This window comes from Bacillus sp. GBSW19, from assembly GCF_002998655.1.
Taxonomy (GTDB): domain Bacteria; phylum Bacillota; class Bacilli; order Bacillales; family Bacillaceae; genus Bacillus.
This window is the reverse complement of the sequence record NZ_PVRF01000001.1, coordinates 1,324,136-1,337,648: the sequence shown is the minus strand read 5'-3', so window position 1 is coordinate 1,337,648 and position 13,513 is coordinate 1,324,136. Positions and strand designations below refer to the sequence as shown.

18 protein-coding genes and 1 tRNA gene are annotated in these 13,513 nt (G+C 40.4%); 16 read left to right on the top strand and 3 right to left on the bottom strand.

Going from position 1 to position 13,513, the window contains the following annotated elements; all coding sequences use genetic code 11:
- Positions 1–57: 57 nt before the first annotated feature.
- The 6 genes from C6344_RS07160 to C6344_RS07135 all read left to right on the top strand — a co-directional run bounded on the left by C6344_RS07160 (position 58) and on the right by C6344_RS07135 (position 6,373).
- Positions 58–261 carry a YqgQ family protein gene (locus C6344_RS07160; protein WP_008342322.1) on the top strand — a complete coding sequence of 68 codons (204 nt, stop codon included), beginning with the start codon at positions 58–60 and terminating at the stop codon, positions 259–261.
- Positions 262–274: 13 nt separating this feature from the next.
- Positions 275–1,228: an ROK family glucokinase gene (locus C6344_RS07155; protein WP_106030992.1), complete on the top strand. Its 954-nt coding sequence runs from the start codon at positions 275–277 to the stop codon at positions 1,226–1,228.
- 213 nt (positions 1,229–1,441) lie between these two features.
- A complete protein-coding gene (locus C6344_RS07150; protein ID WP_106036863.1) occupies positions 1,442–3,361 on the top strand; it encodes an LTA synthase family protein in 1,920 nt (639 codons plus the stop codon).
- 86 nt (positions 3,362–3,447) lie between these two features.
- Entirely contained in the window at positions 3,448–4,572 is a 1,125-nt protein-coding gene (locus C6344_RS07145) for a M14 family metallopeptidase (protein WP_106036862.1), read from the top strand.
- Between the two features lie 155 nt (positions 4,573–4,727).
- A complete protein-coding gene (locus C6344_RS07140) occupies positions 4,728–5,981 on the top strand; it encodes an MFS transporter (protein WP_106072835.1) in 1,254 nt (417 codons plus the stop codon).
- A gap of 77 nt (positions 5,982–6,058) precedes the next feature.
- Positions 6,059–6,373, top strand: a complete 315-nt coding sequence (locus C6344_RS07135) for an MTH1187 family thiamine-binding protein (protein ID WP_034662003.1) — start codon at positions 6,059–6,061, stop codon at positions 6,371–6,373.
- 24 nt (positions 6,374–6,397) lie between these two features.
- Here the strand turns inward: C6344_RS07135 and C6344_RS07130 are convergent, their stop codons facing one another.
- Entirely contained in the window at positions 6,398–6,571 is a 174-nt protein-coding gene (locus C6344_RS07130) for a DUF2759 domain-containing protein (protein WP_003217333.1), read from the bottom strand.
- A 157-nt stretch (positions 6,572–6,728) separates the two neighbouring features.
- Between C6344_RS07130 and C6344_RS07120 the strand changes: the two genes are divergently transcribed.
- Entirely contained in the window at positions 6,729–7,367 is a 639-nt protein-coding gene (locus C6344_RS07120; protein ID WP_060596838.1) for an MBL fold metallo-hydrolase, read from the top strand.
- Between the two features lie 48 nt (positions 7,368–7,415).
- Here C6344_RS07120 and C6344_RS07115 read toward each other — a convergent pair whose 3' ends face one another.
- Positions 7,416–7,658, bottom strand: a complete 243-nt coding sequence (locus C6344_RS07115) for a DUF2626 domain-containing protein (RefSeq protein ID WP_003217440.1) — start codon at positions 7,656–7,658, stop codon at positions 7,416–7,418.
- A 213-nt stretch (positions 7,659–7,871) separates the two neighbouring features.
- Between C6344_RS07115 and C6344_RS07110 the strand changes: the two genes are divergently transcribed.
- On the top strand, positions 7,872–8,252 hold the full coding sequence (locus tag C6344_RS07110; RefSeq protein ID WP_007501232.1) for a Spx/MgsR family RNA polymerase-binding regulatory protein: 381 nt from the start codon (positions 7,872–7,874) through the stop codon (positions 8,250–8,252).
- A 54-nt stretch (positions 8,253–8,306) separates the two neighbouring features.
- On the opposite strand, the gene C6344_RS07105 is transcribed toward C6344_RS07110, so the two are convergent.
- Positions 8,307–8,377: transfer RNA gene (locus C6344_RS07105), tRNA-Gln, on the bottom strand.
- Between the two features lie 98 nt (positions 8,378–8,475).
- On the opposite strand from C6344_RS07105, the gene C6344_RS07100 reads away from it, so the two are divergent.
- The 8 genes from C6344_RS07100 to C6344_RS07060 all read left to right on the top strand — a co-directional run bounded on the left by C6344_RS07100 (position 8,476) and on the right by C6344_RS07060 (position 13,486).
- Complete coding sequence (locus C6344_RS07100; protein ID WP_034661297.1) at positions 8,476–9,348, top strand: STAS domain-containing protein; 873 nt, start codon at positions 8,476–8,478, stop codon at positions 9,346–9,348.
- A gap of 177 nt (positions 9,349–9,525) precedes the next feature.
- Positions 9,526–10,596, top strand: a complete 1,071-nt coding sequence (gene comGA / locus C6344_RS07090) for a competence type IV pilus ATPase ComGA (protein ID WP_060596836.1) — start codon at positions 9,526–9,528, stop codon at positions 10,594–10,596.
- The gene (gene comGB / locus C6344_RS07085; RefSeq protein ID WP_106072834.1) at positions 10,577–11,617 is read left to right on the top strand and encodes a competence type IV pilus assembly protein ComGB; all 1,041 of its coding nucleotides are present in this window, start codon (positions 10,577–10,579) and stop codon (positions 11,615–11,617) included. Before comGA ends, comGB begins: the two co-directional genes overlap by 20 nt.
- Before the next feature lie 16 nt (positions 11,618–11,633).
- Positions 11,634–11,927 (top strand): competence type IV pilus major pilin ComGC, encoded by a 294-nt coding sequence (comGC, locus tag C6344_RS07080; protein ID WP_106072833.1) that lies wholly within the window; start codon positions 11,634–11,636, stop codon positions 11,925–11,927.
- Positions 11,920–12,366 (top strand): competence type IV pilus minor pilin ComGD, encoded by a 447-nt coding sequence (comGD, locus tag C6344_RS07075; protein ID WP_066030666.1) that lies wholly within the window; start codon positions 11,920–11,922, stop codon positions 12,364–12,366. The genes comGC and comGD overlap by 8 nt, the downstream gene beginning before the upstream one ends.
- Positions 12,350–12,667: a competence type IV pilus minor pilin ComGE gene (comGE, locus tag C6344_RS07070; protein ID WP_034661291.1), complete on the top strand. Its 318-nt coding sequence runs from the start codon at positions 12,350–12,352 to the stop codon at positions 12,665–12,667. The genes comGD and comGE overlap by 17 nt, the downstream gene beginning before the upstream one ends.
- Entirely contained in the window at positions 12,606–13,106 is a 501-nt protein-coding gene (comGF, locus tag C6344_RS07065; RefSeq protein ID WP_034661289.1) for a competence type IV pilus minor pilin ComGF, read from the top strand. The genes comGE and comGF overlap by 62 nt, the downstream gene beginning before the upstream one ends.
- Entirely contained in the window at positions 13,103–13,486 is a 384-nt protein-coding gene (locus tag C6344_RS07060; RefSeq protein ID WP_106072832.1) for a competence type IV pilus minor pilin ComGG, read from the top strand. Before comGF ends, C6344_RS07060 begins: the two co-directional genes overlap by 4 nt.
- The last annotated feature ends 27 nt before the right edge of the window (positions 13,487–13,513 follow it).

Sequence of the window (13,513 nt, the reverse complement as noted above, 5' to 3'; positions counted from 1 at the left end):
AAGCGCATTTATGAATACGCTTATCCTATCTGTTGATGAGAAGAAATGGTGGAAATAATGAAAACGTTATATGATGTACAGCAGCTGCTCATGAGATTTGGAAATTATGTGTATTTCGGAGATCGTGAAGTGGAATTAGAATTTATGGCAGATGAACTGAAGGAAATGTATACATCGGGCATTATTGACCGGACCGAATGGTCAAACGCAATGACTATTCTTCAAATGGAACTAGCCAAATTAAATCGAAAAACAATGTGAAGGTGGAGGGCATATGATAGGGGATTGGTTTGTAGGAGTTGATCTTGGCGGTACGACAATTAAGCTTGCGTTCATTAATCTATATGGTGAAATTCAGCATAAGTGGGAGATTCCTACGGATAAATCAGGGCAGACGATCACAGTCGATATTGCCAAATCAATTGACCACAAACTGGTCGAAATCAGTATGCCAAAATCAGCGCTTATTGGGATTGGAATGGGTGCACCTGGGCCTGTAGATAAAGTATCTGGGATTGTCTATAAAACAACGAATCTCGGCTGGACAAACTATCCACTCAAAGATCACCTGGAGGCAGAGACAGGACTTCCATCTGTCATAGAAAATGATGCGAATATTGCTGCACTCGGTGAAATGTGGAAGGGGGCAGGAGATGGCGCAAAAAATATCCTGATGGTCACACTTGGCACGGGTGTTGGCGGCGGTATTATTGTAAATGGTGAAGTTGTTCAAGGTGAGACTGGGGCTGGCGGAGAAATTGGCCATATTTGTGCCGTTCCATTCCAAGGAGCACCGTGTAACTGCGGAAGAACAGGCTGTATTGAAACCATTGCATCTGCGACTGGCATCGTTCGGCTTGCAAAGGATAAATTAGAAACGGAGCAGCATACATCTTCACTTGGCACGCTCACTTCGCTGTCTGCAAAGGATGTGTTTAGGGCCGCTGAAAGTGGAGATGATCTTGCCATACGTGTCGTAGAAGAAGTGACGACTCATCTTGGACTAGTCTTAGCGAATCTTGCCAGTGCGTTAAACCCAACAAAAATCGTCATTGGCGGCGGTGTTTCAAAAGCAGGGGAGCTTCTTCGCAGTAAAGTAGAGCGCGTTGTTAAACATCACGCATTTCCGCCTTGCGCTGATGATGTCGAAGTCGTGATTGCTTCACTCGGAAACGATGCAGGAGTCATCGGTGGTGCATGGATGGCAAAAAACAAATGGCTGTCTTAAACAAAAAAGTCATCATGATGTCATTTTTATTAAAAAAGCGATAGATGGGCATGAAATGAAATGTTTAGCATATTCATAAGTTTGTCATGAGGAAAAAGACATTGATTTTCCAGCACATACAGGATAAGATATAGTTTAGTTATTTTTGAAGAAGCACCAATAATTAGGGTATTCCCTAACTTGAGTGCATGCTTAGAGCATAAGGAGGTTACAATGCGAAAGAAAAGATTAAAGGCGATTTCATTTTTACTGATTGCGACATTGTTAATGTGGGTCAAAACCTATGTTATCTATAAATCTAGCTTTAATATTAAAATAGAAAATTTCATGCAGGAGTTTATCCTGTTTATTAATCCGCTTAGCTTTCTCTTGTTTATCTTCGGTATCGGTTTATTTATGAAAGAAAAAAATCGCAATCGATATATCATCGTGATGAGTTTTATCCTGACATTCATTTTGTTAGCTAACATTGTGTTTTATCGATTCTATAGTGACTTTCTAACCATCCCCGTCCTATTTCAAACAAACAATATGGGTGACCTCGGGTCAAGTATTACCTCTTTAATTGAACCAGTCGATTTTCTGATGTTCGTTGATATTATGATTTTAATGTGGCTCTATAAAAAGCAGCCTTCCTTTAGAACGGATGTCACCATTTCACGAAAAGAACGAGCAGCTTATTATTTATTTGTGGCAGCCACTTTCTTCTTTAACCTTGGTTTGGCTGAAACAGAAAGACCAGAACTGCTCACTCGCTCATTTGACCGTGAGATGCTGGTGAAAAATATTAGCTTATATAATTTCCATATTTATGATGGAGTGTTGCAATCGAAGCAGTCTGCTCAACGAGCCCTTGCCGACAGCAATAGCTTAACGGAAATTGAAAACTATGTAAGCGCAAATCAAACCGACCGTAATGAAAAAACGTTTGGTCAAGCGAAAGGGCGAAATGTCATTCTTGTCTCCCTAGAGTCTACTCAGAGCTTTGTGGTCAATGAAAAATTAAATGGGAAAGAAATTACCCCATTTTTAAACAAACTAATCAAGAAAAGCTACAACTTTACTAATTTCTATCATCAAACAGGTCAAGGGAAAACATCGGACTCAGAGTTTATTGTTGATAACTCTCTCTATCCACTTGGAAGAGGGGCTGTGTTCTTCACAAACCCAAGCAATGAGTATACAGCCACACCTGAGTTGTTAAAGGATGAGGGGTATCACTCTTCTGTTATTCATGCGAATAACAAAAGTTTCTGGAATCGTGACCTGATCTACGATAGCTTTGGCTACGATAAGTTTTTTGATATTAAATCATTTGATGTGAATGAAGAGAACTCAGTTGGCTGGGGCTTGAAAGATGGTCCGTTCTTTGAACAGTCAGCGGAATTGATGAAATCGATCCCGCAGCCTTTCTATACGAGATTGATTACATTAACGAATCACTTTCCATTTGATCTAGATGAAGAAGATAAGCTCATTGATGAATATGATTCTAAGAGCAAAACGTTAAACAAGTTCTTTCCTACAGTGCGTTATCAAGATGAGGCGCTGAAGATTTTCTTTGAAAAGATGAAGGAAACAGGTTTGTACGAAAATTCCATCTTTGTTTTATATGGGGATCACTATGGAATTTCAGAAAACCATAACGAAGCAATGGGACAATTTTTAAATAAAGAGATTACGCCATTTGAAGAAGTGCAGCTTCAAAAAGTCCCGTTTGTTGTACACATTCCAGGGATCACAGATCAACATCCAAAAGAAATTGATACGGTAGGCGGTCAAGTCGATATCCGTCCAACTATACTCAATCTTTTAGGAATTGATACAAGTAAACAGATTCAATTTGGTCATGATCTTTTATCAAAAGATAAGAATGACTTTACCGTGCTTCGTGATGGCAGCTTTATTACGAAGGACAGTGTTTTCACAGATGGAGTTTGCTACAATAAAGAAACGGGTGAGCCAAGAGATGATGAGACCGTTTGTCAGTCTTATGAAGAGAAGGCAAAGCAAGAGCTCCAATTCTCTGATCAAATCATCTACGGTGATCTCCTTAGATTTTATGACCGGAACAGCCCGGACCATTCTCCATCCAAAAAAGAAGATGAAACGAAGCTGAAAAAGGCGTCCTAACATATGAGAAAACCTCTGCTATTTTTAGATGCAGAGGTTTTCTTTTTTTGTCTGCCGGCTCATATAGTATGAGAGGAGGGATGTAAATGAAGACAACGTCGTTTGGGAAAATTGAATGGCAGCTGGATGAAGCGGGAAAGGATAATGTGGCAAAACAGTTAGGGATAGGGAATGCGGCTTTTCATTTATCCAATCAAACAAGCACTGATCACCTTCTTTTACCGGGATATAGACTTCCGGAAGGCATCCATTCATTTTCTTCCATAGGTGAGCTGCAGAAATTTATTGCGCCTTACAGGCTGCAGCAATCCGATGATTGGATCAATGGAACCTTTGAATATGATAGTGCTCAATTAGAAGAAGAGCTGAGCCGCTTGAAAGCCGCATTTCCTTTTCTTCAAATCAGCATAATAGGTCATTCAGTGCTTGATACACCTATTTATGAAATCCGAACAGAGCCTGTTCAGCATTTACATTCTATTCATTTGAATGCCTCTTTTCATGCAAATGAATGGATCACGACGTCTGTTTTAATAAAATGGCTGAAATCGCTGTGTTTAGCCGCATCTGACCCGGTGCAAGCAAGACATCATGAAGCCGTTCATATTCTGCGAACCACAGCTCTCTCCATCGTGCCAATGGTGAATCCAGATGGCGTAGACCTCGTTCGGAATGGACCTGAGTCGCTAGGTCTCAGCAGTGAAGAATTCACACCGCTACATGGTGGATATGCTGATTATCAGGAGTGGAAAGCAAATATTCGAGGGGTGGATTTGAACAATCAATTTCCAGCTTATTGGGAGGTCGAATACTACCGTCATGAGCCTAAGGCACCGTCCAATCGGGGGTTTCCAGGGCGCGAGCCGTTAACAGAACCAGAAGCGAAAGCGATGGCAAATCTAGCGTTACGAAAACGCTTTGACCGGCTGATCGCTCTCCATACACAAGGAGAAGAGATATACTGGGGTTTTCTTGGCCACGAACCTGCCATCTCAAAAGAAACGGTCAAACGATTCGAGCAAGTAAGCGGCTATAAACCGGTTCGATATCTTGACAGCTATGCAGGCTATCGCGATTGGTTTATTTATCAATTTCACAATGAGGGCTATACAGTCGAGCTTGGTCTAGGAAAAAATCCTCTTTCCATGAATCAATTTGACACCATCTATGAGAAAACAAAGCGGCTGTTATGGGAAGCATGTAAGTGTTAAAAAGCACCTGTCAGGTGCTTTTTACATTTGAACGTGAATCAATTTCTTATTGTCAATAAAAATAATGTTAGAGCAATTGACGAAGGCCGCCTTGTGAGCTATTGTGAAAAGTACGGATGTAAAAAAAAGGATATGTTTTAGGGAGATGTCGAACATTGAGTGCTCAAATCCTGTGGAAAAGGAATTTCACTTACTTATTTATTTCTAAAATGTGCAAAATAACAGCTGATAGTTTATCTTTCAACACCATCTTGTGGCTTTTAGTACTAGGCGGGAAAGGGGCAATTGGAACAGCTTTTTTTATTGCGGTCAGCTTTGTTCCGCAAGCCATTGTTGGGCCGCTGATTACCCCAATGATGAAGCCGCATCAATTGAAATTTTGGATGTGTTTTGCTGATTTAACAAGAGGAGCGATAATCCTTGTGATCGTGGTCAGTTACTTTTATGATTTCACGCCATTAGCACTTGTGATTGGCTGTATGCTGCTTCATTCGGCGACTGGTGGCTCCTACGAACCGGCGTCCGTATCAATTATTCCAAAGCTTGTCCATGAGGACCTCATACAAAAAGCGAATGCAACTATCCAATCAGCAAGTCATGTGGTCAGGCTTGTGACGGTAACGATTTGTGGTGTCATGATTGCGTTTGTAGGGGTAGGGTATACAATGCTTGTGATCATTCCTCTTTATCTCTTCTCCGCTTTATTGGTATTAATGATTACATATGAAACAGAAGTCATCATCGATAAAGCCAAAAAAGGGTTATCATACGGCAAAAGATTAATTCGGGGATTTTCACTTGTTAAAAGGCATCATATTTTGTTTCCATTGGCGATTTTTTGTGTCTGTTCAAACTTCGCTGCAGCACCATGGGAAGCATTGTCTGTTATTTATTTAACAGAGGATTTACATAGTGGACCAGTTATCTATTCATTTATTAAAGTCACAACGGCACTAGGTGCCTTCTTGATGGGGTTTGTTTTGACAAAGGTAAAAGTGAACCGGTATGGGCTGCTGTTTATAGGTGCCGGGATCGTTGATGGAATCTCGTTCTTCATCACAGGCATGAACGCATTTTTACCACTTGTGTTTATATCAGCCTTTGCTTTAGGGGCTGCCATCAGTGCAGTCAACGTGCCTGAACATACAATGATTCAATTGTCAGTAAAAGCAGAGGATCAGCCGCAAGTGTATGCGATTATCAACATGATCTCCTTCTTCATGATTCCGTTAGGCGCTCTCATTGGCGGCTATATGGCGACACTATTTGGGTCTGGGTATGTCATTGCGGCTGGCGGCATCATTGAAGCTGTGTCAGGGATATGCCTGCTTCTATTCACAAAGATTGGGAAGGTAGAGAGGGCGGATTTGACGATAGAACGAGACAAACCTTCTTTAAATGCAACGTGAGCATGGCATGATTGATTGTGAATAGGTTACAATGAGGACGAGAAAACATGAGGATTCAATGGAAAGGGGCAAGAAACATGGCCATAGCAGATGTGACCATCATTCCAATAGGTACTGAAACACCAAGTGTCAGTGCTTATGTAGCAGATGTACAAAGAATTTTAGAAGGCTTTCAAAAAGAAGGGAAAATTAATTATCAATTAACACCAATGAATACGTTAATTGAAGGTGAATTATCTGTTTTATTTGAAGTCATTCAGCGCATTCATGAAGCACCTTTTGAAAAGGGATTGCACCGCGTAGCGACCAATATCCGCATTGATGACAGGCGGGATCAAACCACAACGCTTACAAGTAAAATAGAAAGCGTGAATAAGCACTTGAATCAATAAAAAAAGCCTGCTATTTGCAGGCTTTTAATGTGCGGTTGGATAACCGCTATAGATGATGGTCATGACAGTAAACCATCCAAAAACCAAAAATGTCGCGCCAGCAAAAGCGATGGCAAGTACGTTCACTTTTTTAAGTGAGCGATAGATCCCGAGTGCAGCTAAAATCGTGACTAGACCAAAAATAATGACGAGCATCATGTGAAAGTCCCCCTTTGTCATCAATCCCCTTGATTTCCTTTCTTTTCATTTTAACCGTTTTCATAAAGCTTGTCGAGTAGATTCCAGTTGACGATTGTTTGAATTTTTATTGTGTAGCCTTCATAATAAAAAAGAATGAATAAAGTAGGTGATGAAAATGAATTGGAGAAGAATGCCACTAGGCTATGTACAAGCGAATGCGTATATTTGGAAAAATGAGCACGGAGAATGCTTAATCTTTGATCCAGGCGGTGAAGCACAAAAGCTGATTTCCTATATAAAAGAAAAACAGCTCACACCGCTTGCTGTCTTACTGACACATGCTCATTTTGATCATATCGGTGCGGCAGATGAGGTGCGTGCAGAGTGGGGAGTGCCACTCTATGTACACGAGAATGAAAAGGAATGGCTGACGAACGCTGAATTAAACGGTTCAGCTCGATTGATTGGGAATGGAATTACGGTCAAAGAAGCAGAAAAATTAATTACGTCAGAAGGAACTCTTCAAATTGGATCGTTTACATTAGAGATGTTCCATACACCTGGGCATTCACCAGGCAGTGTGTCTTACTATTCGGCGGAAGAAGGATTTGTGATTTCTGGTGACACGTTATTCGAAGGTGGCATCGGGAGAACAGATTTAGTAGGGGGCAGTCAAGAAGTGCTGCTTCAATCGATTCATAACAAATTGTTGTCATTACCAGAATCAACTCTTGTTTTAAGTGGACATGGCGGTGAAACCACTGTACTCACAGAGCAGGAGCAAAATCCGTTTATCAATGGTTTTTCTCTTTAAACACAGGTATGAAAAAAGCATCTCTTTTTAAAGAGACGCTTTTTTCAATTAATGTCCGGTACCGGGAACCATGATGAAGATCGAATAATATGTAAATCCGGCAAAGAAAATCGTCAAGTACGCTCCGAAAATGTAAATATACATTCTTTCGGATAAATTCAAGTAGGATAAAAATACAAAAAGAACGGTTTGACCGAAGAACAGCAGCGATGCATCTTTCATATGCCCTAAATAGAACATGACAGCAAAAATACCCGTCCAAAAGCCAAGCACGCGGAACATGCGATTCATTTCTTTCCCTCCCCTTAAAAAAACCCCTTTGATTCATATTATAGCTGATCACCACTTGTTATGTAAACATTTACATTTTTGACAACGTGTGAACATTTATTTTACAAGTAGAAAAAATTTTTTTGAAAAAGTGATCAAAACGTGTTTATGCCGAAATACATGAGGGTACTTACTCCATAAGAGAAAAGGTTAACGACCTAAGGAGGAAGACTAATGAGTGACATTACTTTTTATTCATACCCGAGCTGCACGTCTTGCCGCAAAACAAAACATTGGCTAAAGGCGAATCAAATTGATTTTAAAGAGCGTCACCTTTTCAGAGAAACGCCAACCCTAGATGAATTAAAAAAGATTCTTTCCTTAACAACAGAAGGAATGGATGAAATTTTAGCCACACGAAGCCAGGCTTTTAAAAGCTTAAATTTAAATATTAATGATTTAAAAGTAAACGAGGTTCTTCAGCTTCTCATTGAAAAACCAAAACTGCTCCGGAGGCCAATTATCATTGATGGAAATAAATTAGTAGTAGGCTATAATCCCGGAGAACTCATGAAAATATCAAAAAAGAAAGCGATTCATCAATCAGTTTCCTAATAAAAACGAAGATCAGCTGAAACATTCTTCAGCCGTCTTCGTTTTTGTGCTGAACTGGGCTAGCTGGGTTCGAACCAACGATCACGGAGTCAAAGTCCATTGCCTTACCACTTGGCTATAGCCCAATATCAAACGTGTAATGATATTGTTCACCATCTGCGGTCATTTATACATAAAAGTTGTATGTCACTAGTTTTAAGTGAAAAAGGAGCGGAAGAAGTAAATGAAAAATGAAAAATCTAAGCAATTATATGAATTTATCCTAAAAGAAGCCCCTGTCATGACCGAAGAATGGCTGAAAACAAGAACAGAAGAAGGCTCATTATATTCCAAACATGCTTCAGAGGAAACGGAAATGAAGCTGAAGGAACAGAACACAGCGTTTATTCAAACCATTGCAGCAACGCTTGTGACGCTGTCAGACAAAGTAGAAAATCATTTAAAAAAATGGTCTGTTGATATTGCACGTGATCGAGCCGTTCACGAGGTGCCTTTATATGAAATCATTGGACAATTTAAGATATTCCGTCAGATTTTCTGTTCGAGAATCGAGAAATTCATACTAGAAACCGAGCTTGAAGTGACGCTCCAAGATGTGTGCGGGTGGAATCAGCATTTTCATTCCACGTTTGATAATATGATCGAGCGTTTATCAGAAGAATACGACCGTGTGACACTGAGTCAGCTAAATGCACAAAGAGAGATGATTCAGGAACTGAGTGCTCCTGTTATTCCAGTTTCAAAGGAAATTGGGATTTTGCCGCTCATCGGAGAGATTGATACGTACCGGGCCAAAATTATTCTAGAATCCGTACTAGAACAGGCTTCAAGACTGCGTCTAACGCATTTGTTTATTGATATATCAGGCGTACCGGTCGTTGATACGATGGTTGCTTATCAGCTCTTTAAAGTGGTGGATAGTGCGAAGCTTCTAGGAATCGAGACGATTATTTCAGGCATCCGCCCAGAAATTGCTCAAACCGTCGTGAAATTGGGCATTGATTTCTCAAAAGTAAATACTGAACACAGCCTTGCAAAAGCTTTAGAAAAAAGAGGATTTCGTATTTTTGAAGAACAGCCGCAAGAAGCCACATGACCAAAAAACCTGCACTTGTAAAAGTCAGGTTTTTTTATATGCTCTTTTTTAAAAAACCACGTTTTCCATCGCAAGCTGATGATTTTTTCGCATGCTTAGTCGTTAAAATGATAAAATGCTCTTTTGTCAGACAGGTTCCTCCAACTTACAATATGGTCAGAGAAGGGAGTGAACCATTTGTATGGTATTGAATATTTGGGACAAGAGCTGCTAGAAGAAGCATGCCGCATGAGAGCATCTGATGTGCATATTGTTCCAAAAGAAAAGGAAGCGTCGGTATCTTTCCGCGTAGACTCAGATTTAATTCAGCAGCGAACCATTGATAAAAAAAGCGGCGAGCGGCTCATTGCTCATTTTAAATTTTTATCATCCATGGATATCGGGGAAAAAAGGAGGCCGCAAAATGGGTCACTAGCTGTGATGCTAAGAAGCGGCCAGGTGTTTATTCGGATGTCTACCTTACCAACTGTAAATGATGAGAGTTTAGTGATTAGAATATTGCCGCAGGATCATGTTCCAAAAATAAAACATCTGTCACTATTTCCGAAAGCCTCCATCAGATTATTATCATTTTTGAATCATTCGCATGGGCTGATTTTATTTACCGGTCCAACAAATTCAGGGAAAACAACAACCCTTTATTCATTAATCCAGTTTGCAAAAAAGAATTTCAACCGAAATATTATTACACTTGAAGATCCTGTGGAAACAAGAAATGAAGAAGTGTTACAGGTTCAAGTGAATGAAAAAGCCGGCATCACATATGCCGCAGGATTACGTGCTATTTTAAGACATGATCCAGATCTGATTGTGCTAGGAGAAATAAGAGATGCCGAAACGGCCCGAACGGCAATTAGAGCAGCACTGACAGGCCATTTAGTGATGAGTACGCTTCATGCGAAAAATGCAAAAGGAGCCCTTTATCGTATGCTTGAATTTGGTGTCACGATGAATGAACTCGAACAAACGATGGTTGCGATTGCTGCGCAGCGATTAATCGAGCTCACCTGTCCTTTTTGCGGAGAAACATGTCAGCTTTACTGTAAATTAAATCGATCGGTCAGACGAACAAATGTATTTGAACTGCTGTTCGGAAAGGAGCTAGGTGAGTGTATCAAGGAGGCTAAAGGAGAATATGCTCACTCGTCATATGAAACACTGCAAAGATTAATTCGTAAAGGAGTGGCACTAGGCTATTTATCGAAAAACACCTATCATCGCTGGGTTTATGAAGAAGCAAGCCTCTAAAGCATGGTCTAAAAAGGACCAAGCGGAATGTCTATCAAAACTTGCTCAATTGATTCAGGCTGGATATACAGTGATTGAGGCATTAACGATGGTGAATATCCAGTTGTCGAATGAGCAGCAGCAGCAATTAACACCGGGCATTCAGTGGCTGCTTGAAGGGGAGCCTTTTTATGTGGTGCTGGAGAGACTCCAATTTCAGCGGGAAGTCATTGCCATATTAAGTTTCTCCGAAAAGCATGGCAGTCTAGCACAAGCACTTGAACAAAGCGCGCGGTTTTTAGAGAAAAAAATCAAACAGGTAGACACGTTTAAACGCATGTTACGTTACCCGATCTTCCTCATCTTTACGGTTTTGGTCGTGCTCATACTCGTTCAGCAAATGATCATTCCTCAATTTTCTCTCTTGTACTCCTCGATGGATACCCGAATGTCATGGCTGATTCAAGGTATGTTTGGACTTTTTCAATTGCTGCATGTTTCTCTCCTCCTCATCGGCTGTGTGTGTATCTGTTTGACCGGATACTATGCTGTCTTTTTTAGGAAAAAGTCCACCCTTGAGAAGCTGAGGGTGATAAGCAGGTTTCCTTTTTTATATAAAGGAATGCGGCTGATGCATACGTACCTTTTCTCTCTTCAGTTAAGCGGACTGCTTCAAGCTGGATTATCGATGTACGAGAGCTTGCTAGCTTTTAAACAGCAAAGCTACTTACCCTTTCTTCAAGAAATATCAGAACAGATGATTGAAGAGCTAAGAAAAGGAGAAAGCATGGCACATCAAGTAAGCTCGTCTCCTTTTTTCGAGAAACATTTTGCAGCCGTCATCGAGCATGGTGAAGCGAGCGGGATGCTTGCAAGAGAAATGTACACGTACAGCCAATTTCTATTAGAGAATGCAGAGCTGAAAATTGAAAAATGGATTTCGTGGCTGCAGCCGGTGATCTATGGTGTGACAGCACTTCTTATACTCATTGTGTATCTATCTATTCTTTTACCAATGTATCAACTCATGGAGCAAGTGTAAGAAGGAGGACAAAGACATGAATGATAAAGGATTTACCCTGTTAGAAATATTAATTGTCATGCTCGTGATTTCGATTCTTTTACTTATTACCATCCCGAATATCACTCGTCACCACCAAACGATTCAAGCAAAGGGCTGTGAAGGGCTTAAATCAATGGTGAGCACACAGGTGATGGCATATGAATTAGAGCATGATGGCAAGACACCATCTTTAGCTGAATTAGAAAAAGAAGGCTATGTCAAAAATGGATTAACGTGTCCTAATGGAAAAGCGATTGTCATTCAAAACGGCCATGTGAAGCATGAATAAATTGATTTTTCATGAGAAGGGTTTTACCCTTATTGAACAGCTAATGATCTTACTTGTTCTATCGATTCTATTGTCGATCATAGGAGGAAAAATCCCAAATTTAATAGAAGGCGCTGAAGCCAAAAGACAAGTGAACATCATGAAACAAGATTTTCAATTGGCTGCTTATACTGCATTTATCAAAAAAACACGTGTGTATGTTGAATTCCATCCGCCACATGTATCGTATCAGGTAATCGATCAGAAGGATGGCGAAGTCATTACTTCTTTTCAGCAACAAAAGGGAAGCATTAAGGCTTCTACATTTCCACAAGGTATCTATTTTAATGTAAACGGACATCCAAGCAGCGGCGGGTCTCTCATCATTCAATTTGGCAGTCAAACGTATAAACTCACGATCTATTTAGGAAGCGGGCGAATCCATGTTCAAAAACAATAGAGGGTTTAGTACGATTGAGGCGCTGTTTGCTTGTCATATCTTCCTATTTGCAGCCCTTGTGCTCATGCCAGCCTATGAAAAAATCATGATAGGGAAAAATGAAGTAAGAGCCAAACTTGAAGCTTACCAAATCTTGCATGAACAGATGAATGAATCGTTCATAGATGGTACAAAACCTTCTGTCAAAAAGAAACGAGGCGACGTCACATATGTATTCAATTGGAGTAAAGAGAAGGGGTGTGTATCATACAAAATACAAAAAAAGCAGACCATATGCTTTCACCATGTTGCTGAACGGTGAACAAGGTTTTACCCTTGTCCAGGCTTTGTGGCAATTACAGCTATTTTTGTTCCTTTCTTTTGGCTGTGTACTAATCTTTTCTACAGCTGAGAAAGCCCGTCCTTTTGAAGAGATTAACCGATTTTCACAAATGGAGTGGAAACAGACTGTCCTGCAATTAGATGAGGAATTAAGCCGTGCAACGGCTGTTAGATCGGTGCAAGGAGGTAAAGCGTTAGAGTATGTATCTGATCAAGGGCGAGTGGTAACGATTGAGCCATATCAAGAGATGCTTCGGAAGCGAATGGATCAAGCAGGCCATCTTCCTTTATTGCAAAAGGTGAAAGAATTTCGTGTCAGAACGAATCAATATAGAGCCATCCTGAAAGTCACAGATGAATCTGGTAAGGTGTATGAAGCCGTTTTTTTCATATATAAAGGGGTGGTTCCTACATCGTGAAAAGAGAAGGAGGATTTATCTATCCGCATGTACTAGCTGCGATTCTATTTTTTCTCTTGATCCTAGGATCAATGACGATAGGGTTTCAAAAAGAGCTGAGAAGTGCAGAGCTGACGATTTCTTTTTATAAAAAACAGCAGCTTTTCAGAGTGGGGGCGAGTGAAGCTGCCCGTACATTACATCGTTTGTGTGAAAAGCAGCATACCCATATTGACACTGAAGAAGGCCGCGTGACATTGAAGCAGATGACATGCGATCAAAAGAAAAAGCGTATCCTCATGTTAGTCAGTGTGAAAACAAAGGATGGTTTATCAGATGAGCGGGAACTGGTGCTGGATTGGAAGACCCGTGAAATCATGAAATGGGCAAACCTTGAATAGCCAGTGTATAAAATGATCCTCTTCTAG